The organism is Meiothermus rufus DSM 22234, from assembly GCF_000423425.1.
Taxonomy (GTDB): Bacteria; Deinococcota; Deinococci; order Deinococcales; family Thermaceae; genus Meiothermus; species Meiothermus rufus.
In genome coordinates this window covers 54,577-80,013 of the sequence record NZ_AUHY01000004.1, presented here as the reverse complement: position 1 = coordinate 80,013, position 25,437 = coordinate 54,577, and the positions used below count along the sequence as shown (strand labels likewise).

Annotated in this window: 22 protein-coding genes, 1 tRNA gene and 1 pseudogene; 6 read left to right on the top strand and 18 right to left on the bottom strand. The window is 62.4% G+C overall.

Going from position 1 to position 25,437, the window contains the following annotated elements; all coding sequences use genetic code 11:
• Together G552_RS16885 and G552_RS0100805 are read left to right on the top strand one after the other, a co-directional pair.
• Positions 1–130 (top strand): annotated as a pseudogene (locus tag G552_RS16885) (integrase core domain-containing protein); the annotation flags it as partial.
• A 23-nt stretch (positions 131–153) separates the two neighbouring features.
• Positions 154–230 (top strand) — tRNA-Met (locus G552_RS0100805).
• 53 nt (positions 231–283) lie between these two features.
• Here G552_RS0100805 and fni read toward each other — a convergent pair.
• Positions 284–1,303 carry a type 2 isopentenyl-diphosphate Delta-isomerase gene (fni, locus tag G552_RS0100800; RefSeq protein WP_027881287.1) on the bottom strand — a complete coding sequence of 340 codons (1,020 nt, stop codon included), beginning with the start codon at positions 1,301–1,303 and terminating at the stop codon, positions 284–286.
• Positions 1,304–1,345: 42 nt separating this feature from the next.
• Between fni and G552_RS0100795 the strand changes: the two genes are divergently transcribed.
• The gene (locus tag G552_RS0100795) at positions 1,346–2,260 is read left to right on the top strand and encodes a 2-hydroxyacid dehydrogenase (protein WP_027881286.1); all 915 of its coding nucleotides are present in this window, start codon (positions 1,346–1,348) and stop codon (positions 2,258–2,260) included.
• Positions 2,261–2,262: 2 nt separating this feature from the next.
• Here the strand turns inward: G552_RS0100795 and G552_RS0100790 are convergent, their stop codons facing one another.
• The 7 genes from G552_RS0100790 to xylF form a co-directional block, all read right to left on the bottom strand.
• Positions 2,263–2,682, bottom strand: coding sequence for a disulfide bond formation protein B (locus tag G552_RS0100790; RefSeq protein WP_051195626.1), 420 nt, complete (start codon positions 2,680–2,682; stop codon positions 2,263–2,265).
• Positions 2,683–2,723: 41 nt separating this feature from the next.
• Positions 2,724–4,202, bottom strand: a complete 1,479-nt coding sequence (gene xylB / locus G552_RS14505) for a xylulokinase (RefSeq protein ID WP_051195625.1) — start codon at positions 4,200–4,202, stop codon at positions 2,724–2,726.
• Positions 4,203–4,204: 2 nt separating this feature from the next.
• Complete coding sequence (gene xylA, locus G552_RS0100780; protein WP_027881284.1) at positions 4,205–5,368, bottom strand: xylose isomerase; 1,164 nt, start codon at positions 5,366–5,368, stop codon at positions 4,205–4,207.
• Positions 5,369–5,386: 18 nt separating this feature from the next.
• On the bottom strand, positions 5,387–6,733 hold the full coding sequence (locus G552_RS0100775) for a M24 family metallopeptidase (RefSeq protein WP_027881283.1): 1,347 nt from the start codon (positions 6,731–6,733) through the stop codon (positions 5,387–5,389).
• A gap of 6 nt (positions 6,734–6,739) precedes the next feature.
• The gene (locus G552_RS0100770; protein WP_027881282.1) at positions 6,740–7,507 is read right to left on the bottom strand and encodes an ATP-binding cassette domain-containing protein; all 768 of its coding nucleotides are present in this window, start codon (positions 7,505–7,507) and stop codon (positions 6,740–6,742) included.
• A complete protein-coding gene (locus G552_RS0100765; RefSeq protein WP_027881281.1) occupies positions 7,504–8,724 on the bottom strand; it encodes a sugar ABC transporter permease in 1,221 nt (406 codons plus the stop codon). The genes G552_RS0100770 and G552_RS0100765 overlap by 4 nt, the downstream gene beginning before the upstream one ends.
• Positions 8,725–8,798: 74 nt before the next feature.
• Positions 8,799–9,860 carry a D-xylose ABC transporter substrate-binding protein gene (gene xylF / locus G552_RS0100760; protein ID WP_027881280.1) on the bottom strand — a complete coding sequence of 354 codons (1,062 nt, stop codon included), beginning with the start codon at positions 9,858–9,860 and terminating at the stop codon, positions 8,799–8,801.
• Positions 9,861–10,177: 317 nt separating this feature from the next.
• On the opposite strand from xylF, the gene G552_RS0100755 reads away from it, so the two are divergent.
• Entirely contained in the window at positions 10,178–11,167 is a 990-nt protein-coding gene (locus G552_RS0100755) for a LacI family DNA-binding transcriptional regulator (protein WP_211224796.1), read from the top strand.
• Positions 11,168–11,238: 71 nt separating this feature from the next.
• Here the strand turns inward: G552_RS0100755 and G552_RS0100750 are convergent, their stop codons facing one another.
• The 9 genes from G552_RS0100750 to G552_RS0100710 form a co-directional block, all read right to left on the bottom strand.
• On the bottom strand, positions 11,239–12,060 hold the full coding sequence (locus G552_RS0100750; protein WP_051195624.1) for a glycoside hydrolase family 16 protein: 822 nt from the start codon (positions 12,058–12,060) through the stop codon (positions 11,239–11,241).
• 14 nt (positions 12,061–12,074) lie between these two features.
• On the bottom strand, positions 12,075–13,670 hold the full coding sequence (locus G552_RS0100745) for a glycoside hydrolase family 43 protein (protein ID WP_027881277.1): 1,596 nt from the start codon (positions 13,668–13,670) through the stop codon (positions 12,075–12,077).
• A complete protein-coding gene (locus G552_RS0100740; RefSeq protein ID WP_027881276.1) occupies positions 13,667–15,001 on the bottom strand; it encodes a GH1 family beta-glucosidase in 1,335 nt (444 codons plus the stop codon). Before G552_RS0100740 ends, G552_RS0100745 begins: the two co-directional genes overlap by 4 nt.
• 10 nt (positions 15,002–15,011) lie before the next feature.
• A complete protein-coding gene (locus G552_RS0100735; RefSeq protein ID WP_027881275.1) occupies positions 15,012–16,010 on the bottom strand; it encodes an endo-1,4-beta-xylanase in 999 nt (332 codons plus the stop codon).
• A gap of 27 nt (positions 16,011–16,037) precedes the next feature.
• On the bottom strand, positions 16,038–16,889 hold the full coding sequence (locus G552_RS0100730) for a carbohydrate ABC transporter permease (RefSeq protein WP_027881274.1): 852 nt from the start codon (positions 16,887–16,889) through the stop codon (positions 16,038–16,040).
• A gap of 1 nt (position 16,890) precedes the next feature.
• Positions 16,891–17,874 carry a carbohydrate ABC transporter permease gene (locus G552_RS0100725; protein ID WP_027881273.1) on the bottom strand — a complete coding sequence of 328 codons (984 nt, stop codon included), beginning with the start codon at positions 17,872–17,874 and terminating at the stop codon, positions 16,891–16,893.
• A 77-nt stretch (positions 17,875–17,951) separates the two neighbouring features.
• Positions 17,952–19,184 carry an extracellular solute-binding protein gene (locus G552_RS0100720; protein WP_027881272.1) on the bottom strand — a complete coding sequence of 411 codons (1,233 nt, stop codon included), beginning with the start codon at positions 19,182–19,184 and terminating at the stop codon, positions 17,952–17,954.
• Positions 19,185–19,287: 103 nt separating this feature from the next.
• Complete coding sequence (locus G552_RS0100715) at positions 19,288–20,349, bottom strand: LacI family DNA-binding transcriptional regulator (RefSeq protein WP_245575071.1); 1,062 nt, start codon at positions 20,347–20,349, stop codon at positions 19,288–19,290.
• Between the two features lie 83 nt (positions 20,350–20,432).
• Positions 20,433–21,404, bottom strand: a complete 972-nt coding sequence (locus G552_RS0100710; protein ID WP_084640342.1) for an NADPH:quinone oxidoreductase family protein — start codon at positions 21,402–21,404, stop codon at positions 20,433–20,435.
• Positions 21,405–21,487: 83 nt separating this feature from the next.
• Here G552_RS0100710 and crtI point away from each other — a divergent pair, with 83 nt between their 5' ends.
• Together crtI and G552_RS0100700 are read left to right on the top strand one after the other, a co-directional pair.
• Positions 21,488–23,134: a phytoene desaturase family protein gene (crtI, locus tag G552_RS0100705; RefSeq protein ID WP_027881269.1), complete on the top strand. Its 1,647-nt coding sequence runs from the start codon at positions 21,488–21,490 to the stop codon at positions 23,132–23,134.
• A 30-nt stretch (positions 23,135–23,164) separates the two neighbouring features.
• The gene (locus G552_RS0100700) at positions 23,165–23,734 is read left to right on the top strand and encodes a Uma2 family endonuclease (protein ID WP_027881268.1); all 570 of its coding nucleotides are present in this window, start codon (positions 23,165–23,167) and stop codon (positions 23,732–23,734) included.
• On the opposite strand, the gene G552_RS0100695 is transcribed toward G552_RS0100700, so the two are convergent.
• The gene (locus tag G552_RS0100695) at positions 23,701–25,281 is read right to left on the bottom strand and encodes a GMC family oxidoreductase (RefSeq protein ID WP_027881267.1); all 1,581 of its coding nucleotides are present in this window, start codon (positions 25,279–25,281) and stop codon (positions 23,701–23,703) included. The genes G552_RS0100700 and G552_RS0100695 overlap by 34 nt on opposite strands.
• Positions 25,282–25,437: the final 156 nt, after the last annotated feature.

The window sequence follows — 25,437 nt, the reverse complement described above, 5'->3', positions numbered from 1 at the left end:
ACATGGCCCTGGGGGGTCTTGCTCCCTTGGAGTATTTAGCTAAGATGCAGGAGGAGTCGGTTCCCCAGTCTCACATGTGTTGACCGATTACAGTATCTTGACCAAAAAACGTATTCTCGCTACTATATAAAAGCTGTCGCTGGCAGCCAGCGTCGCGGGGTGGAGCAGTCTGGTAGCTCGTCGGGCTCATAACCCGAAGGTCATAGGTTCAAATCCTATCCCCGCAACCAAGAGCGCAGGGCTTTGGAGGATTCCAAAGCCCTGTTTTTCTGTCCTGGGATACTCAAGACCGTTCGACCCGCCCCAGGGCTTCTTTGGGGGTGCGGGCCCCAATGGCGAAGAGGGCCACCGTTAGCTCGTGGAGGAAATCCTCAATCCAGCGCACCACTGCCTCAGGCCCAGCCAGGGCCGGCTCTAGCAGCGGACGAGCCACCGCTACCACCTGGGCCCCCAGGGCCAGGGCCTTGGCCGCGTCGGTGCCCGTACGGATGCCCCCCGAGGCAATCAGGGGCTTGTCCGGCAAAACGCTTCGGCACTCCACCAGGGCCTGGGCGGTGGGGATGCCGATCTCCACCAGCTCGGGGTGCAGGATACGCCCGTGATGCACCCATTCCTCCACCTTGGCCCAGCTAGTCCCCCCCGCGCCGGCCACATCCAAGGCAGCCAGCGGCAGGGGGGCCAGCTTTTCGGCTACCTCGCGCCCGATGCCGTGGCCCACCTCCTTGAGGATGACCGGAAAGGGCACCTGGGGCAAGACTTCGGCCAGCCGCTCCAGCAAACCGGCAAACTCGGTATCCCCTCCGGCCTGAAGGGCTTCTTGCAGGGGGTTGAGGTGCAGGGCCAGGGCATCGGCCCCCACCTCCTCCACCGCTCTTTGAAGGTGGGCTGGGCCGTAGCCTTTGTTGAGTTGCACCAGGCCCAGGTTGCCCACCAAGAGGATGCTGGGGGCTACCTCGCGCACCTGGAAGCTGGCGCGGGCCTGGGGGCGCTCCAGCATGACCCGCTGGCTGCCCAGCATAAAGCCCACCCCCAGTTGCTCGGCAGCCTGGGCCAGGGTTCGGTTGATGCGGGCCCCGTGGGCCTCGCCCCCGGTCATGGCCCCGATCAGGAAGGGGGCTTTGAGGGTTTTGCCCAGGAAGGGCGTGGTGAGGTCGACGTCGTGCAAGGCTATCTCGGGCAGGGCCCGGTAGCGCAGGCGGTAGCGCTCGAGGCCGGTGCTCAGCCGGGTATACTCCACCGCTTCGTGCAGACAGACTTCCAGGTGCTTGCGTTTGCGCGTTTGAATGTCGGGGGCTTCAGGCACGGCTAGGCCGATTGTACACAAGGGCAGGTATAGTTAGGTTCGATGATTCTGCTGGTTCCGGAGTCCATCGAGCCGCGTTTGCTGGAGGGCTTCCCCGAGGGGGTGGAGGTGGCCTTTCTGCCCCGGGAGGCCCCTTTGTCGGCTCAGGCCCTAGAGGCCGAGTTCGCAGTAGCCCCCTACGGCAGCGGGGCCCGGCGCTTTTTTGCCGAGCTGCCCAGACTCAAACACCTCAAGGTGGTGCAGACCCTCACCGCAGGGGTGGACTGGATTCTGCCTCACCTGCCCCCTGGCCTGGTGCTTTGCGATGCCGCCGGGGTGCACGATGTTCCGGTTTCGGAGTGGATTGTGGGGGCGGTGCTGGGCGCTATCAAGCGCTTTCCCGAGTTTCGCGATGCCCAGCGGGAAGGGCGCTGGGCCTACCGCTGGGTGGACGACCTCGAGGGTTCCACCGTGCTGTTTGTGGGCTATGGTTCGATTGCCCGGGCCACCGAGCAGCGCCTGGCCCCCTTCGGGGTGGCCTTTATCCGGGTGGCCCGCACCGCCCGCGAAGGGGTACACCCCATCGCCGATCTCCTCCACCTGCTGCCCCAGGCCGATATCGTGATCAACCTGCTGCCCTACACCCCCCAGACCCACCGCCTGATAGGGGCCGAACACCTGGCCCAGATGAAGCCGGGAGCGCTTTTTGTAAACGCAGGCCGGGGCAAGACCGTAGACCAGGAGGCCCTGGTCGAGGCGATTCGGGCCCAGCGGCTCTGCCTGGTCACCGATGTCACCGACCCTGAGCCCTTGCCCGAAGGACACCCCCTGTGGTCGCTGCCAGGGGTTTTCCTCACCCCCCATATGGCTGGCTCGACCCATAAGCTATTCGAGCGGGGCTTCCGCCTGGTGCGGGAGCAGGTGGCCCGCTACCTGCGGAAAGAGCCCCTAAAGAACGTGGTGCAGGACGGGTACTGAGCCTAGCGGGCCGGACGCACCAGCCAAAGCGCCAGCGAGATGAGCAAAAAGGCGATACCCGCTTGCAAGGGAATAGGAAAGCTGGGAATGTACTCCACGTTACAGGGGATGGGGCCTTTGCACACGTTGGGGGCCAGACCCGGCACCCACAGCTCCAGCAGGTGGTAGCTGCTCCAGAAGAGGCCCAGGAGGGATAGGGTCAGGGCATAGGGCCGGATGCCGGCATCGCCGCGCCAGGTGGCGATGCCTAAAAGAAAGACCAAGGGATACATGGCGATGCGCTGGTACCAGCACAGGGTGCAGGGGATGAAGTTGCGCACCTCGGAGTAGTAGAGGCTGCCCAGGGTGGCCACCAGCGCCACCAGCCAGGCCAGGGCCAGCAGTAAGGTGTTGCGGTTGGTGTTTTGCACGGAACGCTCCATTGGGCCTATTCTAGGGCCTGGCTTGAAGCCTGGCTGAGGGGCTAGGGGCTTTCTTTAAAGGCCCGCACAGCATACAAGCCGCGCTGGAAGCGTTCTTGCAAAGGTCGGGTGTTCACTGCCTCGAGCTCAACCTCGAGGCTGGGCGGGGCGGTAGCCTCCAGGGCATCGGCCAGGCTGGGGTAGACCCCCGCCCCCACCAGGCCCAGAATGGCCGCTCCCCGGGCGGGGCCTTCCTCGATGGGGGTGCGGGCCAGGGGCAGGGCCAGCACACTACCCAGAATCGAGAGCCAGAAGTCCGAGCGGGCCCCACCCCCAATGGCCAGAAGCCGCTCGATGGGGGCCAAGGGCCGCATCACCTCCAGTACCTCCCGCAGGCTGAGGGCCACCCCCTCGAGCAAGGCCCGGGTGAGGTGGCCGCGTCCGTGGGCCAGGCTCAGCCCAAGCCAGGCCCCGCGCAACGCGGGGTCGAGGTAGGGGCTGCGCTCTCCGGCCAGGTAGGGCATGAAGACCACCCCTTCGCTGCCCGGGGGAACGGCCTGGGCTTCCGCTAAGAGCACGTCAAAGCTCACCCCAGGGGCTAGCCGGTCGCGGTACCATTGCAGGCTGCCGGCAGCAGCCAGGGTCACGCCCAGGTAGTGGTAGCCCCCATCGGCATGGCAAAACAGGTGAACACGGCCCTGGGGGTCTGGGATGGGGGCCAGGGCGGGCAGGAAGATGACCCCGCTGGTGCCCAGGCTGACGCTACCCAGGCCGGGCCGCTGGCTCGAGAGCCCCAGCCCGATGGCCGCCCCGGCGTTATCGCCCGCGCCAGCCACCACCGGCAGGCCCAAAGGCAGGCCGGTGGCCTGGGCCCAGTCGGCCCGCAGGTGGCCCACCACCCCGTGGGAGGGGAGGATAGGGGGAAACAGGCTGGGCTTGAGGTCCAAAGCCGCTAAGAGATCGCTATCCCAGCGCTGGGAGGCAAGGTGCAAAGCCCCCACGCCCGAGGCGTCGGAAGGCTCGGTGGCCATCTGGCCGGTCAGGGCATAGGCCAGATAGTCCTTGGGCAAGAGCACCTGGGCGGTGCGGGCAAAGGACGCGGGCTCGGCTTGGCGCAGCCAGATGAGCTTGGGCAGCTGAAAACCGGTGACGGCGGGGTTCCCGGTGCGCTGGATGAGTTCGGCCCGGGGCACCCTGGCCTCGATCTCGGCGCAGGCCTGGGTGGTGCGCTGGTCGTTCCAGAGGGGAGCCGGGCGTACCACCTGGCCTTTGGCATCGAGGAAAACCGCCCCGTGCATCTGGCCCGATAGGCCAAGGGAGACCGGCCTGAGGCCCTGCTGCTGTAGCTGTTGGGCTAGCTGGCTTAGGGCCTGGCGGGCAGCCTCGAGCCAGTCGCTGGGGTTTTGTTCGGTCCAGCCGGGTTTTGGGGTGAGCAGAGGATAGCTGGCGCTGGCCTCGGCCACCCGCTGGCCCTGGGGGGTGAGGGCCAGGGCCTTTAGCCCGCTGGTGCCCAGGTCGATACCGATGGCAACCTCGCCCATCCCTAGCGCACCCCCAGCAGGAGCTCTACCGTGAGCTGGTCGAGGCGCTCTAGCCCGGCCCCCCGCTGGGCCAAAGCGGCCCGCTCGAACTTTCTGGCCTTGAGGGCCGCCGCGTTTTGCGGGCTGAACTTCCGGGTGAGGGCCGAGAGGGCCTTGTCCTCCACCTTGTAGGCCCGGATCAGGGCCTGGATTTCTGGGTCCTGGTTGAACTGCCGGGCTTTCTCCTTGAGGATTAGGTAGGTGCGCATGCAGCCCTTGGCAAATTCCCACACGCCCGCCTCGTCCTCGGTGCGCAGGGCGTGGGCGTCGAAGTGGCGGGGCCCGTCGTAGCCGGAGTCCTCTAAAAGCTTGACCAGGAAGAAAGCCGCCTTGAGGTTCTCGGCACCAAAGCGCAGATCCTGGTCGAAGCGGCTCATCTTTTGGTCGTTGAGATCGATGTGGAAGAGCTTGCCCGCGTCGATGGCCTGGGCCACCGCGTGCACGAAGTTGAGCCCGGCCATGGTCTCGTGGGCGAACTCGGGGTTAAGGCCGAAGAGGTGGGGTTTGTCCAGGGTGGCGATGAAGCCCAAAGCCGCGCCCACCACCGGTAGGTAGATATCGCCCCGGGGCTCGTTGGGCTTGGGCTCGAGGGCAAAGCGGTAGCCATACCCCTGGGACTCGCTGTACTCGGCCAGGAAGTTGAGGGCCTCGCGGTAGTAGGCCAAGGCGTCGAGGGTGTTCATGCCGGCATCCACCTCGGCTCCCTCGCGCCCACCCCACAGCACATAGATTTTGGCCCCTAGCTCGGCCCCTAGGTCCATGGCCCGTAGGGTTTTCTGCAGGGCGTAGGCCCGGATTTTGGTGTTGGGGTTGGTGAAGGCCCCGTCCTTGAAGATGGGGTCGGAAAAGAGGTTGGTGGTGGCCATGGGCACCACCAGGCCGCTCTCTTTCAGGGCCTTTGTGAAGCGGGCCAGGATTTTCTTGCGCTCAGCAGCGGTCGCGTCGATGGGGATGAGGTCGTTGTCGTGCAGGTTAACCCCATAGGCCCCGATCTCGGCCAGCTTGTAGACGATGTAGTCGGGCTCGAGGGGGGGGCGGGTGGGCAGGCCGAAGGGGTCGCGGCCCACGTTGCCCACGGTCCAAAGGCCAAAGGTGAACTTGTGTTGGGGTTGGGGGGTGTAGTTCATAAGTGCTCCTCTAGTTGGCTATTTGAAGCAGGCTACATAAGAAGGTTCCAGCAGAAAGGGAAAGAAAACCCCCTGGATGTTGGAAAGGGGCAGCACATCCTCGCTGAGCTGGTATCCTAAGGTTTCCATAAGCTGTTGGCGCTGCTCCACCCGTTGCATTAGGCTAGGGTCGAGCTGCCAGAGTCTTGCCCTTAGGGTTCGGTCGGCTAGCACCAAGCCGTCCTCCATATTGACCACGGCCCGGCCATGTTTCGGCAGGGGAATGATGTCTTGCTGGATGGCCATCCCGCTTTCTAATGGAAGCGTTGCCCCAGGTTTGAAGGGGCTTTCCAGCCATTCTTCTAGGTGAATCAGGTGGCCTGGGTTTAGGGCGAAGTCCCATCCGGACCCCTTGACCGTGGCCGCGGCCTGGTATGCTTTGCCGGCCTCTACCCCAATACCTAGCGTGGCGTACCAGGCCCAGACTACCTGCAGGTAGTTCCTGGCTAGCTCCAGGTAGCCATCCGCATCCTTCGGGTGGCTCGAGCGTACCAGCCACCCTGCGCGGCAGGTGAGGCCTCCTACCAGACCGAAGGCGACTTGCGCGTAGAACCCCTCTTCGACCCGCTGATTGCGCGGGCTCTTGAGACCGCTGGGGATGTGGGGGCCGAAGTTGACCATGGGATGGCAGGAGAGTTCGAGGCCGTAGGAAACCAGGCTTTTCGCTGACTCCAGTTCGCTTTGACCTTCCCTAAGGGCAAAAACCCAACGACGTACACCCTCGCTGCTAAGGGCAGAAGCATACTCTGCAAAGCGAATTTGCTCTGGTTCCAAAGTGCGGCGCAGGCCGTTCTCAGGGCTCATCAACAGGGCGTTGGCGTTTTGGGGTACCTGGCCCGTCACCTCTTCTATGGCCTGGACGATCCAGTGCGGCACCTCCAGGTTTGGCATGGGTTTCCAGCCAATCAGGCCGACCTGTAGACCCCTACCCAGACCGGCTTGACGCAGAAGCGTGGCGAGGCCAGGGCTCTGGCTGCGATCCTGGCCTGGCAGGCTGAACTCCTGATACAGCGCGTAGCGGGCCTCGAGCTTGCAGAGGGCAGGGGCTAAGTGGAGGCACTCATTGCCCACCAGTAAGGTTGGTGTTTGTCCTCCCACCTGCACCCACAAAGCCTCCTCGAACCGAGGGGTGAAGTCGGTGAGCCAACCCAAGTTAGCAGCGTGTTCCCGATCGGCGTAGATAATCAGGGCATCGTAGCCGGCTTTTTCCCGAGCCGCCTCGAGCCGGAGATAGCGTTGTTGGAAGAGTTCGGCGGGCAAAAGGGGAATCTCTCGGGGCTGCTCGATGGGGGGTATTGGGTGGGGAACAAAATTTACCTCTGGCATATGGCCTTAGGGAGTTCGGGGAACCTCGGCAGGTCGAGCGTTTTTGGGCATCACCCCACCAATAATCATCCCAAGGACGTCGTCGTGGCTGACCTCGTGGGCGTAAACTGTGCCTACCACACGCCCGTTTTTCATAACGGTGATGCGGTCGGCTAGGTCGAAAACATCGTGTAGGTCGTGGCTAATCAGGAAAATGCCCACACCTTCCGCTTTGAGGGCCCGGATTAGCTCCCCCACTTTACGGGTTTCCTCTGGGCCTAAGGCGGCGGTGGGTTCGTCCATAATCAGGATGCGCGCTTTGAACTGGATAGCCCGACCGATAGCTACCGTCTGACGCTGCCCGCCCGACATCTGGGCCACCGGTAGGCGCAGGCTAGGAATTTGCACCCGCAGGCGCATTAGCACCTGGCGGGCCTCGAGTTCCATGCTCTCTTCGTCCAGAGCAAATCCTCTGCGTTTTTCGCGCCCCAAAAAGATATTGGCTACCGCATCCAGATTGTCGGCCAAGGCCAGGTTCTGGTAGATGGTTTCGATGCCTAGGCGCTGGGCATCCTGTGGGTTGTTGATCTCTACGGCCCGCCCTTCGATGAATATCTGCCCGCTATCGGCGCGATAGGCTCCGGAGAGCACCTTGATCAGGGTGGACTTGCCCGCTCCGTTGTGCCCTAAGAGGCCCACCACCTCACCGGGATAGAGGTTGACCGAAACGTTGTCCAGGGCCTGGTTCCCGCCAAAGCGCAGGCAGATGTTTTTCATCTCCACCAAAGGCTTCATACAGCCCCCCTACGGTTTTTGAGGTACACCGTGTTCCAGATGACCGCAGCCAGCAGCACTAGCCCGAGAACCACGTTCTGCCACTCGGTGGGTAGCCCCATAAGCACCATGCCACTGCGCAGGGAAGACATCAAGAGTGCCCCCAAGGCTGCGCCCACGATGGTGCCGCTGCCCCCGGCCAGTGCGGTGCCACCGATGACCGCAGCGGCAATTACATCGAGCTCGAGCAGGTTGCCCATGCTGTTGGTTACAAAATTGAGCCGAGCAGCCTGAACAGCCCCAGCCAGCGCAGCTAAGAACCCCATCAAGGCAAAGACCCAGACCAGGGTGCGCCGGACGTTGATGCCCGCCAGCAGAGCTGCTTCCGGGTTTCCCCCGATAGCGAAGATATACCGCCCGAAACGGGTGTTTTGGGCCATCCAGTTCAGGAAAAAGAGCACTGAGAGGGTTACCAGAACGGGCACCGGGATACCTCTGGGGATGTTGGTACCGGGGTAGGTGTAGGCGTTCATGACCAGGATGAAGGCCAGGGTAAGGGCCAGCAGAAAGCCCATGACCACAGCCTCGGCCCACCAGGGGCGCACGGGCAAGCCGTTTTTTTTGCGTCGGTTGCGGTTGGAAAGGAGTTGATAAACGATGAGAAGAGCCATGACCCCGCCTACTACCCAGGTCCAGAACTCTCCGATAGAACCCCCGATGCCTCCTCCCAGTACCTTGAAGTTGTCGTCGAGGGGGCCAATGGTACGTCCGCTGGCCACGATGAAGCTGGCGTTGCGGAAGATAAGCAAGCCAGCTAGGGTAACCACAAAGGCTGGGGCGCCCCAGTAGGCCACCCAATACCCCTGAAACCCTCCGATCAGGGCTCCCAGCAACAAGCCCGCTAGCAGGGCTAAGAGCCAGTGCCCTCCCCACCCCAGAGGGGGCATGGTCTGGATGAGGGCCATCATCATGCCGGTAAAGCCCAGGATTGAACCGACCGATAGGTCGATCTGGCGGGCCACGATGACCAGCACCATTCCGCCTACCATGATGCCTACAACAGCGGTTTGTACGGAAAGGTTCCAGAGGTTTTGCACGCTGAGGAACTGGCCCGGTTGCTTCAATGTAAGCAATTGAAACACCATCCAGACCACCGCCAGTACGATAAGCATGGTCAGAATCCGGCCATCTACCCGCAGGCTTTGCAAGAACCCCTCTTTTTTGTCACCAACCTTCACGCCACCTCCTGCATATAAAGGGGTAGGCGCAGAGGCCTACCCCCAAGGCTCACCAAGCTGGGCTGCGCATTGGGTTATCGGCAGGCTGCCGGTGCGGTAGGACCGCTCACGCCCTGGCAGAGGGCCTGCTTGCTGATCCAACCCGCCTCGAGGACGATGTTGAGGTTTTCTCGGGTGATGGGTACAGGTTTGAGTAGCAGGGCGTTCATTCTGACCTTGTTGGGCCCATCGGCAAAGATGGTGCGTCCGGGCAGCCTCTCCATGGGCGTGCCTCGAGCCATGAGTACCGCGGCCTCGGCGGCTTTCCTGCCCAGCTCGCGGGCATCTTTCCAGACGCTGACAGTCTGCAGGCCGCGGGCTACCCGGTTGAGGGCGGCCTGGTCGCCGTCCTGGCCCGAGACCGGCACCTTTCCAGCCAGACCTACCGCGGCTAGGGCAGCCACCACCCCACCCGCGGTGCCATCGTTAGAGGCCACCACGGCGTCCACTTTGTTAGCGTTGGCGGTGAGGATTTGTTCCATGTTGCGCTGGGCTACCTCGGGCCGCCAGCCTTCGGTGTACTGCTTACCCACTACTTTGATTTCTCCCCGGTTGATGGCGCCTTGCAGTACCTCGAGCTGCCCTTTGTGTAAGAAGTCGGCGTTGGGGTCGGTAGGGGAGCCCAGGATGAAGGCGTAGTTGCCTCGAGGTCTGGCGGCATAGACGGCCCTGGCTTGCATCCGGCCTACCTCTACGTTGTCGAAGGTAATGTAGTAGGCGTAGTTGTTCTCAATAAGCCGGTCGTAGGCCACTACCGGGATACGGGCAGCTTTGGCCTTTTCGATGGCGGGCAGAATGGCGTCTTTGTCCCAGGCCAAGATGATCAGCGCGTTGGCCCCCCGGGCAATCAGCGCGTCTATGTCGTTTAGTTGCTTTTCCGAGGAGCTTTGTGCATCGGCGCTGATGTAGTCGGCTCCCATACGGCCAAGCTGCTCGCGGATGGCGCGTTCGTCAATTTTCCAGCGCTCTTCCTGGAAGTTGGCCCAGCTTACCCCTATCACCAACCTTCTTTGGGTCTGTGAAAGGCCAACAGACAGGAGAATCAAAATCAACAGGAGCACTTTGGCTGCCAAGACCACCCTAACTAAAGGCTTCATCCTGCACCTCCGCGATGGGTTCCCTATTCCCGGACACCTCTTTCACAAGGAAAGAGGCTTAGCTGAGGGATTTGTGCGCTGACCTGTTTCGGCTAAGGGACTGCCGAGTTAGATCAACCCACCTATTGGAACCGAAGGGTACTATACGTAAAAATGACACCGGTGTCAATATAGCCCCCCGAATAAGCTCTAAGATTGGGTTTTTCCATGCGAATATGTGAGGAAAGCAACTTACTTTTTGACACCGATATCATAATTGATTCTATGATGAGCCGGGTCGCTATGCTAGTTTGAGGATTAAAACCGTGGCAAAACAGGTGACCATATACGAGATTGCTAAAGAAGCCGGGGTTTCCCCTAGTACGGCAGCCCGAATCCTAAGCGGGCGCAGCCAGGGTAGGGCCAAAACCCGTGCAGCGGTACTGGCAGCTGCCAAGCGCCTGAACTACCAGCTCAACCTGGCCGCTCAGAACCTTTCTCGCGGCAAGTCTATGAGCATTGGTGTGCTGGTGCCGGATATCGCCGATCCCTTTTTTGTGGAGATACTTCGTGGCATCGAGAAAGGGCTGCATGATAGTGCCTACTTTCCCCTGATAGGCAGTATGCACTGGCGTTTGGGCGAGGCGCGAAATGCCCTAGACCTGTTGCTGGGCCACCGGGTGGGTGGGCTTATCGTAGCGACTACCCATCTTCCCTCAGAGCGCCTCTACCGCATTGCCCAGGAGATTCCCCTATTGTTGATAGGGGAAGTGGTCGAGCCTATTCAGAATCGCTGCCTGGCTATTGACAATGAAGAAGCCGCCTACCAGGCCACCCGGTACTTGATCGACCTGGGCCACCGCCGCATTGCCTACATCAGTGGCCCTCCTTTACATTGGCATACTGCTCCGCGGCTAGATGGCTACCGCCGGGCTTTAGAGGAAGCGGGCTTAGAGCTGCAACCCGAGCTGGTACTGGCGGGGAATTACGAGGAAAGCTCTGGCTATCACGCGGTAAAAGAGTTGGTCAGGAAGGGAATTCCTTTTAGTGCGGTGTTTGCTTCCAACGATGCCATGGCCTATGGGGCCCGGCTGGCCTTATTTGAGAGCGGTTTGGCTGTGCCAGAGCAGGTCTCGTTGGTGGGCTTCGACGACCTGCCTTGGTCGTCGTACCTTATTCCACCCCTCACAACCGTGCGCCAGCCGGGCTACGAGATGGGTTTGAGCGCAGCTCGAGGAGTCTTACAAATGCTTTCCGGCCAGCCTTTTCAACCGCCGCGGTTCTACGGTGAATTGGTGGTGCGGAATTCCAGTGGCCAGGCCCCTTGAGCGGGCGGCTGCCCCTATGGGCTCAAGGAAACCATCCCCAAGCCACCGGGGGCGAAGCAGGCCCAGGCCGGCTACCAGCCCTCGATTCGCTCGTAGACCCGCACATAATCCACCAGCGTTCGTGCGGGGAAGCGTGTGGTCGCATCGGGCGCGCCGGGCCAGCCGCCGCCCACGGCCAGGTTGAGGATGAGGAAGAAGGGGCGGTCGAAGACCCAGCGGGCCCCTTCAGGAAGGTCGGCAGGGGTGCGGGTCTGGTAGAGTACGCCATCCACGTACCAGCGCAGCGCTTCTGGTTCCCACTCCAGCGCGAAGACGTGGAAGGCCTGGGCAAAATCGGTGGGTAGGGTATGGGCCTTGCCGATGCCCTCGCCGCCCGAGTAGCCGGGGCCGTGGATGGTGCCGTGTATGCTGCGTGGTTCGCGCCCGATCTGCTCCATGATGTCAATCTCGCCGCAGTGTGGCCACCTCACCGCACCGAAGTTGTTGCCCAGCATCCAAAAGGCGGGCCACAACCCCTGTCCACGGGGGAGTTTGATGCGGGCCTCGAAGCGTCCGTAGCGCTGCTCGAACTTGCCCCGGGTGTTGAGCCGCGCCGAGGTATAGCGACAGGGACCGTACCAACAGTGTAGCCCCGGCAGGCGCTGCTCGAGGGCGGTGATCACCAGGTTGTGCCCGTCGTGCACAGCGTTTAGGGTGGAGTCGGTGTAGTATTGCAGCTCGCTGTTGCCCCAACCCCATCCGCCGGTCTCGAGGTTCCACTTGCTCCGATCCACCGGGCTGCCCACGGGCCGGTTGAACTCATCGGCCCAGACCAGCCGCCAGCCTGGTAGTTCCTGGGCCAAGGCCGTGGGAAGGGCCAGGGCCAGCAGGCATAGGATTTGGCAAAACTTCACAGATTCCCCCTGAGTCACTCGAGTCCCCGGTAGGTGAAGTAGTCGAAGTCGGCGTGCTTGCGCCGGCCACTCAGGTCTTGTGCGCACAGGCCAATGAAGGTGCCGGTGAAGCCCAGCCCGCGGCAGTGTTCGTCGGAAAGCTTGTAGGATTCGAAGCGCTGTGGAATCTCCTGCCAGCGCTGGCCGTCGGACGAGTAAGCAAAGCTAAAAAACTCCCGTTGGTAGCGCACCCGCAGGTGCACCCTGGGCCAGTCTGGGATGGGGATTTCCTGGCCCAGCGGCTCGTCGTAGTGCCCGTTCTCGCAGGTCAGGATGGCCAGGGTCTTGCCTAGCTGTTCGTCGCGGCTTAGGCGCAGGTAGACCCAGTTGCCGCTGTCGTAGTAGCAGACCAGGCCGGCCATCTGCTGGAAATCCTCCGGCTCGAACTCCAGCGCGGTCTGGGCCTCGGCATAGAAGTGCTGCAGGCGCCGGGCCACCAGGCTTTGCCGGTGCTTAGAGCTTAAGGATTCGCGCCCGTATAGCCGCAGGTAGCCGGGCCGCTCGCGCAAGGAGAGCCAGGAGGGGTCGGGGGGAAGGCGCAGGGTCTGGAAGTGCAGGCTCAGGCTGGGGGCGTCGAAGTCGTCGTGTTCGGGTTCGGCTGGCCAGGGGTGGGGGGGTAGGGCTGGGGCCTCCACCTCCAGGCTGGGGGCCCGGCCTCCCTGGGCCAGCCGGGGCCAGCCATCGGGGCTCCAGACGATCTTTTGCAGCGCGGTTTCCCGGCCCAAAGGGCAGTGCCGCCGGGGGGCCTGGGGGGGCTCGAGGGGGCGTCCGACCAGGTGGGCCATGTACCAGTCCCCTTGCGGGGTGGTCACCAGCGAGGCGTGGCCAGCTTTTTGTAGGGGTAGGGTGGGGTCGTCCTTGGCGGTCAGGGTGGGATAAAGGGGGTCGACCTCATAGGGGCCTTTGAGGCAGCGCGAGCGGGCTACGGTGGCCGCGTGCTGGTAGACCGTGCCCCCCTCGGCCACCAGCAGGTAGTACCAGCCGTCCTTCTTGTAGAGGTGGGGCCCCTCGGTGACCCCCAGGGGGGTGCCGCTAAAGATGGGGTAGATGGGGCCTACCAGTTTTTGCTCTACCGGGTCGTACTCCTGCAGCACGATGCCGGAAAAGGCGTTTTTGCCCTTGCGGTGGTCCCAGCGCATGTTCACCAGCCACTTTCGCCCATCCTCGTCGTGAAAAAGGGAGGGGTCGAAGCCCGAAGAATTCAGGTAGACCGGCTCCGACCAGGGACCTTCGATGCTAGGGGCCGTAACCAGATAGTTGTGGGTGTCCTTGAAGGCCTCGGCGTTGCCCCAGGTCTTTACATCGGTGTAGACCAGGTAAAACTGCTGGCCATCGTGGCTCAGGCAAGGGGCCCAGATGCCCCCGGAATCAGGGTTGCCCCGCATATCGAGCTGGGAGGTGCGGGTGAGGGCATAGCCGATGGGGCGCCAGTGTACCAGATCGCGCGAGTGGTGCAGCCGCACCCCCGGCCACCACTCGAAGGTGGAGGTGGCGATGTAGTAGTCCTGGCCCACCCGCAGGATGGAGGGGTCGGGGTGGAAGCCCCGCAGGATGGGGTTGCGAATCTTCACGCGCTTGGCACCTCCTCTTGCAGAAAGACCCTCAGCCAGTGCCCGCTGTCCTTGAGGTAGCGGGCCTGGGTGGCGAAGTCTACATAAACCAGCCCAAAGCGCTTTTCATACCCCTCGGCCCACTCGAAGTTGTCCAGCAGGCTCCAGACGAAGTAGCCCCTGAGCGGAGCACCTTCCCGTAGGGCCTGCAAGGCCGCGGCGAAGTGGGCTTGTAGGTAGCGGGTGCGCTCCGGGTCTGATACCTGCCCATTGACCAGCACATCCGGGTAGGCGGCGCCATTCTCGGTAATGTAGAGGGCCTTTGGCCGGTACTCCCGGGCCAGCCGTACCAGCAGCTCGCGCAGGCCGTCGGGGTACACTTCCCAGTCCATATGGGTGAACGCCTGGCCCCAGCGCACCCCGCTGAACCGGTGGGGGGCCTCGAGGCTGTGCTTGAGCACCGCACGGGTGTAGTAGTTGATGCCCAGGAAGTCGGTGGGGGTGGCGATGGCCTCTAAGTCGCCCGAGCGGATGTGGGGAGAAGCCGGGCCGTAGAGCTCGAGCATGTCTGGCGGGTAGCCGAAGCCGTACAAGGGGTCCAGGTACCAGCGGTTCTGGAAGCCATCGTAGCGGCGAGCCGCGGCCACATCAGCGGGGTCGGGGCTGGCCGGGTGGCCTGGGGCCAGGTTGAGGGTGATGCCTACCTGGGCTTTGGGGGCGTTTTCTCGGATCAGCGGCACCGCCAGGCCGTGGGCCAAGAGTAGGTGATGGGCGGCCTGTAGCGAGAGGGCCAGGTCGCGCAAGCCCGGGGCATGCACCCCAGCGTAGTAGCCCAGGTGGGCCGAGCACCAGGGCTCGTTGAGGGTGATCCAGTGCCGCACCCTGTCGCCTAGGTGCCGGCTCAGGTAGGCAGCATATTCGGCAAAGGCATAGGCGGTGTCCCGCTGGGGCCAGCCGCCCTGATCCTGCAGGGCCTGGGGCAGGTCCCAGTGGTAGAGGGTGAGCCAGGGTTCCAGACCGCTTTCCAGCAGGGCATCGACCAGCCGGTCGTAGAAGGCCAGCCCCTTGGGGTTGGGCTCCCCCCGCCCCTGGGGAAAGATGCGCGGCCAGGCCACAGAGAAGCGGTAGGCATTGAGGCCCAGGCTGCGCATCAGGCCAATATCGGTTAGGTAACGGTGGTAGTGGTCGCAGGCCACATCCCCGGTATGGCCCCCTCGAGTCTTGCCGGGGGTGTGGCTAAAGGTGTCCCAGATGCTTGGGCCGCGCCCGTCCTCGTGGACGGCTCCTTCGATCTGGTAGGCCGAGGTGGCCGTGCCCCAGATAAAATCGCTCGGGAAATCGCTTCGCTTCATACAAATCTCCTCAGGGCTGCTGCAAGGTGCGCTGCAGGGCGAAGTAGGCCGGCTTGGGCTGGTAGCGGTCGTCGAAGATCAGCGGTTCACTGGCGGCACGCCAGGAATAGGCATCGGTGAAGCCCCACAGGGTGAAGACCTTACAGCGAGGCTGGCGCAGGCAGACCTGCAAGACTTCCTGGTAGACCCTGGCCTGGGCCTCTAGACGCTCGGCCTGGGGCTGCCCTCCGACGAGCCGTACATCCATCTCGGTGATGTGAATCTCCAGGCCCAGCCGGGCGAAGCGCTCGAGGTTTTCTGCCATGCCTACCCGCTGGGGCGAAAAACCCTGGTCCACATGCACCTGGAAGCCTACCCCATCGATGGGCACCCCCTTCTCCTTGAGCGACTTGAGCAGGTTGTAGATAGCCTCCGACTTGGGGCCTAGCCCTTCGGCCCCATAGTCGTTGTAAAAGAGCTTGGCCTGGGGGTCGGCCTGGCGGGCCAGGCGAAAGGCCCGCTCGAGGTAGTCTGGCAGCACATCAAAGGGTGTGGCGCGCAGCCTGGCGTCGTCACCGATGGCCTCGTTGACCACATCCCAGTAGGCAATTCGCCCCTTATACCGCCCCACCACGGTGCGGATGTGCTCGGCCAGAATGGCCTCCATTTCGCTCCGGCTAAAGTTGCCGTACATCCAGCGGGGCAGCTGCTGGTGCCAGACCAGGGTGTGCCCCCGGATGGCCTGCTTGTGCTTTTGGGCGAAATCCACCAGCAGGTCGGCCGCGGCGAAGTTGAACTGCCCCCGGCTGGTTTGCAAGGCTCCCCACTTCATCACGTTCTCGGCCACTACCAGGCTGAACTCCCGGGCTAAAACCTGGGCATACCTCGGCTCTTCAACAAGCAGGTTGGGTTCTACCGCGGCCCCTATAAGGATTCCGCGCCGTTCGGCCAGCTCTCGCAGGGGGGGGGCTGATTGAGCTAGGGCGATTGCGGCAAAAAGCCCCACCACTCCATACCTCCACAGCGGCATTGGCTCCTCCTAGGATTTGGACAAAGACTAACTTTTGATCGCGCCCGAGGTCAGTCCCTCCATCAACTGCCGTGCAGCCAGGGCGAAGACCAGTAGCAGCGGCAGTACCAGCAGGGCGGTGCCCGCCATGATGGCCCCCCACTCCACATCGGTGGCCCCTTGCAGCGTGCGCAGCACCACCGGCAAGGTCTTGGTCTCCTGGGTGCGCATGATCACGTTCACGTCGGCAAAGCGGTTCCACGAGCCGATAAAGGTAATCAGGCCCAGGGTGCCCAGAGCCGGGCGGATAAGCGGCAACACGATGCGCCAGTAGATTTGAAACTCGCTGCACCCGTCTATGCGGGCCGCGTCAATCAGCTCCTTGGGAATGGCGGAGAGGATGTACTGGCGCATTAAGAAAATCCCCAAGGCCCCGGCCATAGCCGGCACCCACAGGGCTTTGGGCTGGTTGATCCAGCCAATCTGGTAGATCAGCAAGTAGAAGGGAATCAGATTAAGGATGGGAGGTATCAGAAGGGTGGCCAATATTATGGCAAAGAGGCGTTCGCGCCAGCGGAACTCGTACATGGCGAAGGCAAACCCCGCCAGACTGCAAAAGAATAGGGCGGGGAGGGTGGTCATGATGGCCAGGTAGAGGTTGTTCCAGTAGGATCGCCAGAATGGGATTTTCTGAACCAGGATCTGATAGTTGGTCCAGAAGTGCTCGCCAAACCATACTGGCGGTGGAAAGCCGAAGATTTCTGAGCGCTGGTGGGTGGCGAAAACGAACATAAAGTAGAAAGGCGCTAAGGTCAGCAGCCCTCCTAGGGCCAGCAATCCGTAGCCGCCCAGGCGCAGCAGCAGCCCCCCGAGGGATAGTCTTTTGCCAGAAGCGCGCATCTCAGGCCTCCCCTCGAGCCGTGCGGCCAAACATCAGGTTGTTGAGATAGGTCAGGATGCCGATGAAAATGAACAAAATCCAGGCGATAGAGGCTGCTGTGCCCATCTCGAGCCACTCGAAAGCCGTGCGGTACATATACATGGTCACGGTCTGCCCCCCCTGGGTGGCGGAGCTAGCCCCTCCGTTGAGCAGCACAAAAGGCTGTTCAAAAAGCTGCATGTTGCCGATGATGGTTAGGCTTACGGCAAAAAACATCATGGGGCGCAGCAACGGCAGGGTGATGTAACGGAACTGCTGGTAGCGGCTGGCCCCATCTACAGCTGCGGCCTCGTAAAGCTCTTTGGGAATGGCTTGGATCGCCGATAGGTAAAGCAGGGTGTTCCAGCCGGTGAACTGCCAGATTACCACCAGGGCTATGCCATACTTAATGGTGGAATTGAGGAACCAATTGATGTTTTGGTCGGGCAGAAACCAACCCAGTACCGGCCAGGTGTTGAGCTGGGCGATGACCAGGTTAATCACGCCATTGTTGGTAGCGAATAAGGTGTTGAAGATGAGGGCGATGGCCACCGAGGAGGTGATGTAGGGTAGGAAGTAGACCGCCACCACCAAGGTTTTGAAGCGGCCTAGGACCATGTGAATCACGAAAGCCAGCGGGATGGCAATCAGGTGCTGGGGTATGCCAGAGAAAAACCCCAGCCAGAGGGTGTTCCACATGGCCCGCCAGAACATGGGGTCGGTGAGGGTGAAGGTGTAGTTCTCCAGCCCCACGTACTTCCAGCGGCCCCAGCCGTCGCTGGGGGTCCAGGACTGGAAGGACATGTACAAAGAGAACAGGGTGGGGTACAGCCCAAAAACCAAGAAGAGAATGAAGAACGGGCTGACGAAGATGTAGGGGGCGTAGCGCCGCTGGAAGTTGCTCCAGCGCATGGCCAGGGTTATCGCGCTGGGAGGGGAAGGGGCAGGATTAACGGCTTTTCGCACGGGCGCTCCTTTCCAGTGGCTTTTTTGATAAGCTAGAAAGGGAGAGGAAGGTGCTTCTTCCTCTCCCGCTGTTGCTACTAGCGCATGCGCCGCTCGATCAGGCGTTTGGCTTCGGCCAAAGCTGCCCGAACATCCTTACCCTCGTCGAGCACCTGCGATAGCGCCGAGCTTAGAATTTCGTTGGCGACGCGGTCATACTTGTTGGCCTTGAGCGGCTTTACCCGGCGGGCCGCATCGCGCCACAGCAGGCGGGCCTGCTGTCCTCCTAGAAACTCCACTGGCTCGCTAAAGGAGGGGTCTTCCTGGGCCGAGAGCAGAGCAGGGAAGGCCCCAATGGCCTTGAAGCCAGCAATCTGAGCCTCCCTGTCCGTGGTGAGGAACTTGATCAGCTCCCAGGCCAAAGCCTTGTTCTTGGAGGCCGAAGGGATGCCGTAGAAACTCCCACCCCAGGAGGCGTACATGCCTTCAGGTAGGTGCTGCACCCGCCACAGCCCCTTGGTTTCGGGGGCCATCCAGTTTTGCAAGTGGCCCTGCAGCCAGGCACCGGAGAACTGGGTGGCTACGGTGCCCTTTTTGAAGGCATCGTACCACTCGTTGGTCCAGGCCCCAATTTTGGCGTCCAATCCGGCACTGCGGATGCTACGGGCCAGCTCGAAAGCCCGCACGAAGCGGGGGCTGTCTACCACCACACTGCCTTTTTCGTCGAAGTAGGGGCTTTGGTTAGCCGGGGTGGTGGCAAAGATGTTAATCCAGGCCACATCGGCAGCATCGGCAATCAAAAAAGCGCCAGTAGTAGCCTTGATTTTCCGCCCTGCGGCAATGTAGCCCGCCCAGGTGGTCATATCCCGAGGGTTGACCTGGGCCTTTTGTAGGATATCGACCCGGTAGAAGAAGGTACCCGGCCCGATGTCTACAGGCATAGCAATAAACCGGCCATCGGCGGAGGTGGCCTGGGCGATGGTATAGGGGGTGAAGAGCCGCTTGTACTGGTCAGCGTTGTAGGGGGCTTTATTGAGGTCTTCAAACCCTTGTCCTTCGGCAAAGCGGCCTACAAAGCCGATCTCGATGGCGGCCACGTCGGGCAGACCCTGGCCGGTAGCCAAAGCAGTGGTGAGAGCGTTGTGGTGGTCGGCGTACTGCTGGATGACCAGCTTGACCTCCACATTGGGAAACTTTTTGTTGAACAGGGGAATCTGAGCCTTAATGGAGTCGTCTAGGTTGGGGAAAACCGCTACCGTCAGGGTAGTCCTTTGGGCTAGGCCCAGCCCAGCCAGGAGCAACAAGGCCAACAGGATGAGGCTTCGCTTCATGGGTTCCTCCTCAGTTTGGGGCTTCCCGCCCCCTAGAATTGCCTATGGTTTTGAAAGCGCTTTCAAAACTATCTCTGCTGTCTTACCTCCTTTTCCGTACCGTTCAAGACGTTTGGTGCATCAAACGAGAACCAGGCGAACGCAGAAAACCCGTGGACTCACGCACGACCAGGCGGGTGCTCAGAGGCCTTGGGGTGTAGCTTTGCCCCTTGAGCATCGCCAGTACCCAGCGTGCGGCCTCCCAGCCCATCTCCTGGCCAGGCTGGCGTACCGAGGTGAGGGGAGGGGAGAAGTAGTTCGAGCTCGGCAGATCGTCGAAGCCCACTAGGGAAACATCGTGGGGGATGCGTATCCCGCGGCGGTACAAAGCCACGCTGGCGCCGTAGGCCATCTGGTCGTTGGCGGCAAAGATGGCGGTGAACAAGGCTCCCCGGGCCAGCAGGGCCTCTACCGCCAAGAGTCCGGAGGGCTCGAGGTAATCGCCCTCAACCACCAAAGACGGGTCGTAGGGAAGGCCGGCCTCGGCCAGTGCGGCCTTGTAGCCCTTCAGGCGCTCGACGGCGTCGGGATGCGACTTTGGCCCTGCAATGTGGGCAATTCGGCGGTGGCCTAGCTCAATCAGGTGGCGGATGGCCTGGTGTGCTCCTTGGAAGTTGTCGATGCTCAGGCAGTTTAGCCCGGCAATCTCTCGCCCTACCACCACCACCGGCATCTGCTGGCTCAGCTCGAGCAAGCGCTCTTCTGGCACGCTGCCATCCATCACGATGAGCGCGTCCACCTGACGGTCTACCAATACTTTTAGGGCAGCTTCCTCCTGGTCGGCCCGCCAGTGCCCACTGGCAAAGATAGGGTGGTAGGGGGTTTGTTCTAGGGCCTGCTCCACCCCTTTGAGCATCTCCCCATAGTAGGGGCTGCTGATCTCCTGGGTCACTACCCCCACGGTGAGGGAGCGCCCCTGGGCCAGCCCTTTGGCCATGAGGTTGGGCCGGTAGTTGAGCCGCTCAATCGCTTTCAAGACAGCCTCGCGCTTGCGTGCGTTGACCCGGGCCGTGCCGTTGATCACCCGAGAGACTGTACTAGGGGATACACCGGCTTCACGAGCCACGTCGTTTAGGGTAACCGCTTCGCGCAAGGCTGCCTCCGGATGGTTGGCTTCTTGGTCCAAGAGTTAAGCACATTTTGAAAGCGCTGTCAAGAGGGTCGGACTTTTCCCAGTCCAATGCGGGTTTGGCGAGGGATTGTTTGGCCCTAAGGCTCCAGGATCACCTTGCCGGTGTTCTGGCGGTCCAGGATAAAGGAGAAAGCCTTGGCGGCCTCCTCGAGCTTGAAGCGCTCCCCCACCACCGGCCTGACCTGGCCCGAGGCCACCAGAGGAAAGAGGAACTGGCTGGCTGCTTGCATGGCTGCGGGGTCGCTTAGGAAGGGGGTCAGCCAGACGCCAATCACGCTCTGGTTGCCCTTCATCAGGCTCACCGGGTACATCTGGGCCATCTCGCGCGAGGCCGAACCAATCACCAACAAGCGGCCCCGGTAGGCCAGCATCTTGAGGCTCTGGGCAAAGCCGGCCCCCCCCACCACCTCCATCAGAATGTCCACCCCGCGGCCTCCGGTGGCCTCTTTGACCGCTTCCACCAGGTTGTTCTGCGTGCTCAGCAGGGTGATATCCGCCCCCAGGCTGCGGCACAGCTCTAGCTTTTCCTCCCGGCTGGCCAGGGCCACCACCCGCAGGCCCAGGGCCTTAGCGATCTGAATGGAGGCCGTACCCAAGGCTCCGGCAGCGGCCTGAATCAGCACCCACTCGCCGGGTTTGGCCTGGGCCTGGGTTTGCAGGGCGAAGTAGGCGGTGTAGTAGGAGACCGGAAACGCTGCGGCTTCGGCTGCGCTCATGCTGGGGGGTACCGGCAGCACCGCCCGGCTGCTGACCACGGCGTACTCGGCAAAAGCGCCGCTTCCTCCCAGCGCCGCAACCCGTTGACCGGGCCGGTAGGCCTCGACACCTGGGCCCACCGATTCGATGACCCCAGCAAACTCCATACCCGGCACCATGGGGTAGCGGGTGCGCACCAGGTACTCACCGGCTACGCTGAGGATGTCGGCAAAGTTGAGCCCTACCGCCTCGACCCGGATGAGCACCTGCTCCGGGCCAGGGCTGGGCTTGGGCAGATCGGTGAGTTCCAGGACCTCGGGGCCACCAGCACGCTGAACCTGAATGGCTTTCATACGCCATAGCATAAAGCTAGCGGGAGCTGAATGTAGTACTGCCGAAAAATGTTCCTGGGGGCCTGGGGGTATGCTAGCCCAGTATGGCGAGAACAGCGGTCGTGATTGGGTCAGGGATTGGGGGCCTGGCCGTGGGCCTACGCCTGCAGAGCCTGGGTTTTGAAACCACCATCCTGGAGAAACTGGATGCCCCCGGTGGGCGGGCCTATGTGCGCAAGGTGGATGGCTTTACCTTCGACATGGGGCCTACGGTAATTACCGTGCCGCACTTCATTGAGGAGCTCTTCTCCCTCGAGCGCAACCCCTCCTGGCTGACCCAGCCCGACTACCCCCCGGAGGTGCTGGGCGAGGATAGGCGCATCAAGACAGGCCTCTCGGGCGGCAAGAACACCAGCCGTTACGTGCAGATTGTGCCTATCCTGCCCTTCTACCGCATCTACTTCGACGACGGCACCTTCTTCGACTACGACGGCGACCCCGAGCACACCCGGCAGCAGGTGGCGGCCTTGGGCGAGCCAGGCGACCTCGAGGGCTACGAGCGCTTCCACGCCGATGCCAAGGCCATCTTTGAGCGGGGCTTCCTCGAGCTCGGCTACACCCACTTTGGCGACCTGGGCACCATGCTGCGCATCGTGCCCGACCTGTTGCGCTTGGATGGGGTACGCAGCCTGTTTAGCTTCACCAGCAAGTACTTCAAGTCGCCCAAGCTGCGCCAGGTCTTTAGCTTCGAGACCCTGCTCATAGGGGGGAACCCCCTGGCGGTGCCGGCCATCTACGCCATGATTCACTTCGTGGAGAAAACCTGGGGCATCCACTTTGCCATGGGCGGCACCGGGGCGCTGGTGGAGGCCTTGGTCAAAAAGTTTGAAGAGCTGGGCGGGCAGATGCGCTACAATGCCGAGGTCAAGAAAATCAACGTGGTGCGCCAGGGCCGGCGCAAGCTGGCCACCGGGGTCACCTTGGCCGATGGGGGCGTCTTGAATGCGGACATCGTGGTTTCCAATGCCGATTATGCCCACACCTACCTCCAGCTTATCGAGCCGCAGTACCGCTTTTGGAATGCCGACTGGGTGGTGAAAAAGCGTCCTCAGAGCATGTCGCTGGTGGTGATCTACTTTGGCTTCCGGGCCGATGGCCGCGAAGGGGAAAGGCTGCGGCACCACAACATCATTCTGGGGCCGCGCTACGAGGAGCTGTTGCGGGACATCTTCGGGCGTAAGGTGCTGGCCAAGGACTTTAGCCAGTACCTGCACATCCCCACCCTCACCGACCCCAGTCTGGCCCCTCCCGGCCACCACGCGGCCTACACCCTGGTTCCGGTGCCGCACAACGGCAGTGGGCTGGACTGGGAGCTTCTGGGCGAGCCGTTTGTCAACAAGGTGCTGCGCTTCTTGGATGAACGGGGCTACCTGCCCGGCCTGATGGAACGCTTGGTGCACAAGAGCTTCATTACCCCCGACTACTTCGAGCACACCCTCAACAGTTACTTAGGCAACGCCTTTGGCCCCGAGCCCATCCTGGCCCAGTCGGCCTTCTTCCGGCCCCACAACAAAAGCGAGGACATCGCGAACCTCTACCTGGTAGGGGCCGGGGTGCAGCCGGGGGCGGGAACCCCTAGCGTGATGATGTCGGCCAAGATGACCGCGCGGCTGGTGGCCCAGGATTTTGGCCTGTTGGGCCAGGGGCAAAGGGTGCCTTCGGTCTCGGCCCAGCCAACAGCGGGAGACTGAACTATGCCTAAAGCGTGCTAGCATTGGGGTATGGCTGCGCGTGTACCCCGTCCAGCCCGGCTTTCCAAGGAGGCCTGGCTCGAGCTGGAGCGGCAAAGCGGTCTGCGCTACGAGTACCTCGACGGCCTGGTCTATGCTATGGCCGGGGAAAGCCGTCTACACAACGAGATCATCCTCAACCTTAGCGAAGCCCTTCGCGCTCGAGCCAAATCCAGGGGCTGCCTGCTGTATACCCAGTCGGTACGGGTCTGGATAGCGGCCCTCAACCGCTACTACTATCCCGATGTGGTGGTGAGTTGTGCCGAGGAAAAGCACAGTCACGAAATTCATTCCCCCTGTTTGCTCATCGAGGTGCTCTCCCCTAGTACCCTCGAGCGCGACCGGCGAGAAAAACTCGATGCCTATTTCAAAATCCCCACCCTTCAGACCTATTTACTGGTATGGCAGGAAGAGCGGCGGGTTGAGGTCTACCAAAAAACCACGTGGAACCTGCTGCAAAACGAGCAGGTCAACCAGGGTGTGCTCGAGCTTCCCTGCCTGGGCTTATCCCTGAGCCTGGCCCAGGTCTACGCCGGGCTGGAGGTGCCCGAGGTGGCCTGAACCCCCAAGAGCAAATCGGCGGCTTTCTCCGCGAGCATCAGGGTGGGGACATGGGTGTTGCCCCGCACTACCCCTGGCATTGCCGAGGCATCCACCACGTAGAGGTTCTCGCAGCCGTAGACCTGTAGCCTCTCGTCCACCACCTGGCCCATGCTGCAGGTACCGGCGGGGTGGTAGAGGGTCTGGGCGTACTGCCGGATGTAGGCCTCCCACTCCGCCTGGGTGTGCAGGCCGGCCAGCCGGGCGTGGAGGGGCCCGCGGTAGGGGGCGAAGGCCGGCTGGGCGGCAATCGCTTGGGCCAGCTCCAGGCCTGCCCGCAGAACCGCCATATCCCCAGGTTCGCGCAGGTAGCGGGGCTGAATGAAGGGGGGGGCCTCGGGGTCGGGGCTGGTCAGGGTGATATACCCCCGGCTTTTGGGGGCGATGAGGGTGGGGCCCAGGGTAAAGAAATAGCCCTCCTCGCGGTCGAAGCCGTGGTTGCTAAAGAAGGCTGGGCCGAAGTGGAACTGCAGGTCGGGGGCCAGGGCTCCCGGCTGTAGGCGGACGAAGGCGCCGGCCTCGGCCACGTTGCTCACCAAGGGGCCGCGCTGGGCCAGCAGGTAGCGCAGGAGGTTGCCTGGGGTTTCGGCCTTATCCAGGCTGATGGGGGCTTTGCAGTGCCAGATGACCGGCAAGGCCAGGTGGTCCCACAGGTTTTGCCCTACCGGCAGGTCTTGCCGCACCTCGAGGCCCAGCTTGCGCAACGCCTCGGCAGGGCCGATCCCACTGAGCATGAGAAGCTGGGGCGATTGCACCGCCCCACAGGCCAGGATGACCCCCCGCAGGGCCCGTACTTGCCAGCGCTGGCCATGATGGGCATAGGCCACCCCCACAGCCTGCCTTCCCTCAAACAGAATGCGGTGGGCCCGGGCCCCAGTCTGCACATCCAGGTTGGGGCGTGGCAGGGCCGGCCTTAGGTAGGCGCTGGCCGCGCTGTAGCGGGCCCCGTTTTTTTGGTTGACGTGGAACAGGCCAACCCCTTCCTGCTCGGTCCCGTTGAAATCGTCGTTGCGCTTCAGGCCAGCCTGCACACCGGCCTCTATAAAGGCGTAGGAGAGCGGGTTGGTGTAGCGCCGCACCTCCACGTGCAAAGGGCCGCGGTCGCCATGATAGGCCGAAGGACCCAAAGGGTGGGTCTCGAGCCGCTTGAAGTAGGGCAGAACCTCCGCAAACGACCAGCCCGGCATGCCCCAGTCGTCGTAATCGCGGGGGTTGCCGCGGATGACGATCATGGCGTTGATGCTGCTGCTGCCGCCCAGGGCTTTGCCCCTAGGCCAGTAGAGGCTGCGCCCTAGCAACTCCTCCTGGGGAGCGGTGTAGAAGGCCCAGTCAGAGGGGCCCTTGAACAGCTTGGGAAAGGCGGCTGGGATTCTGTGACGAAGGCCCTGTGCTGGCTCTCCGGCCTCCAGAAGCAGCACCTCGAGGTCGGGTTGGGCGCTTAGGCGGTAGGCCAGCACGCACCCCGCCGAGCCCCCCCCAACGATGATGTAGTCGTAGGCGGGCCGCATCGGGGCTTATTCTAAAGCAGCCTCGAGCCTACCGTCGCAGGGCAAATAGGGTGTTGAAACGCTCCAGCACGCTTAGGTCTGCGCTTCCCTTGATACCCGGGAGCCGCTCAGGGGCTCCCAGGAATAACCGGGTAGTACCCTAGATCGGCAAAGATA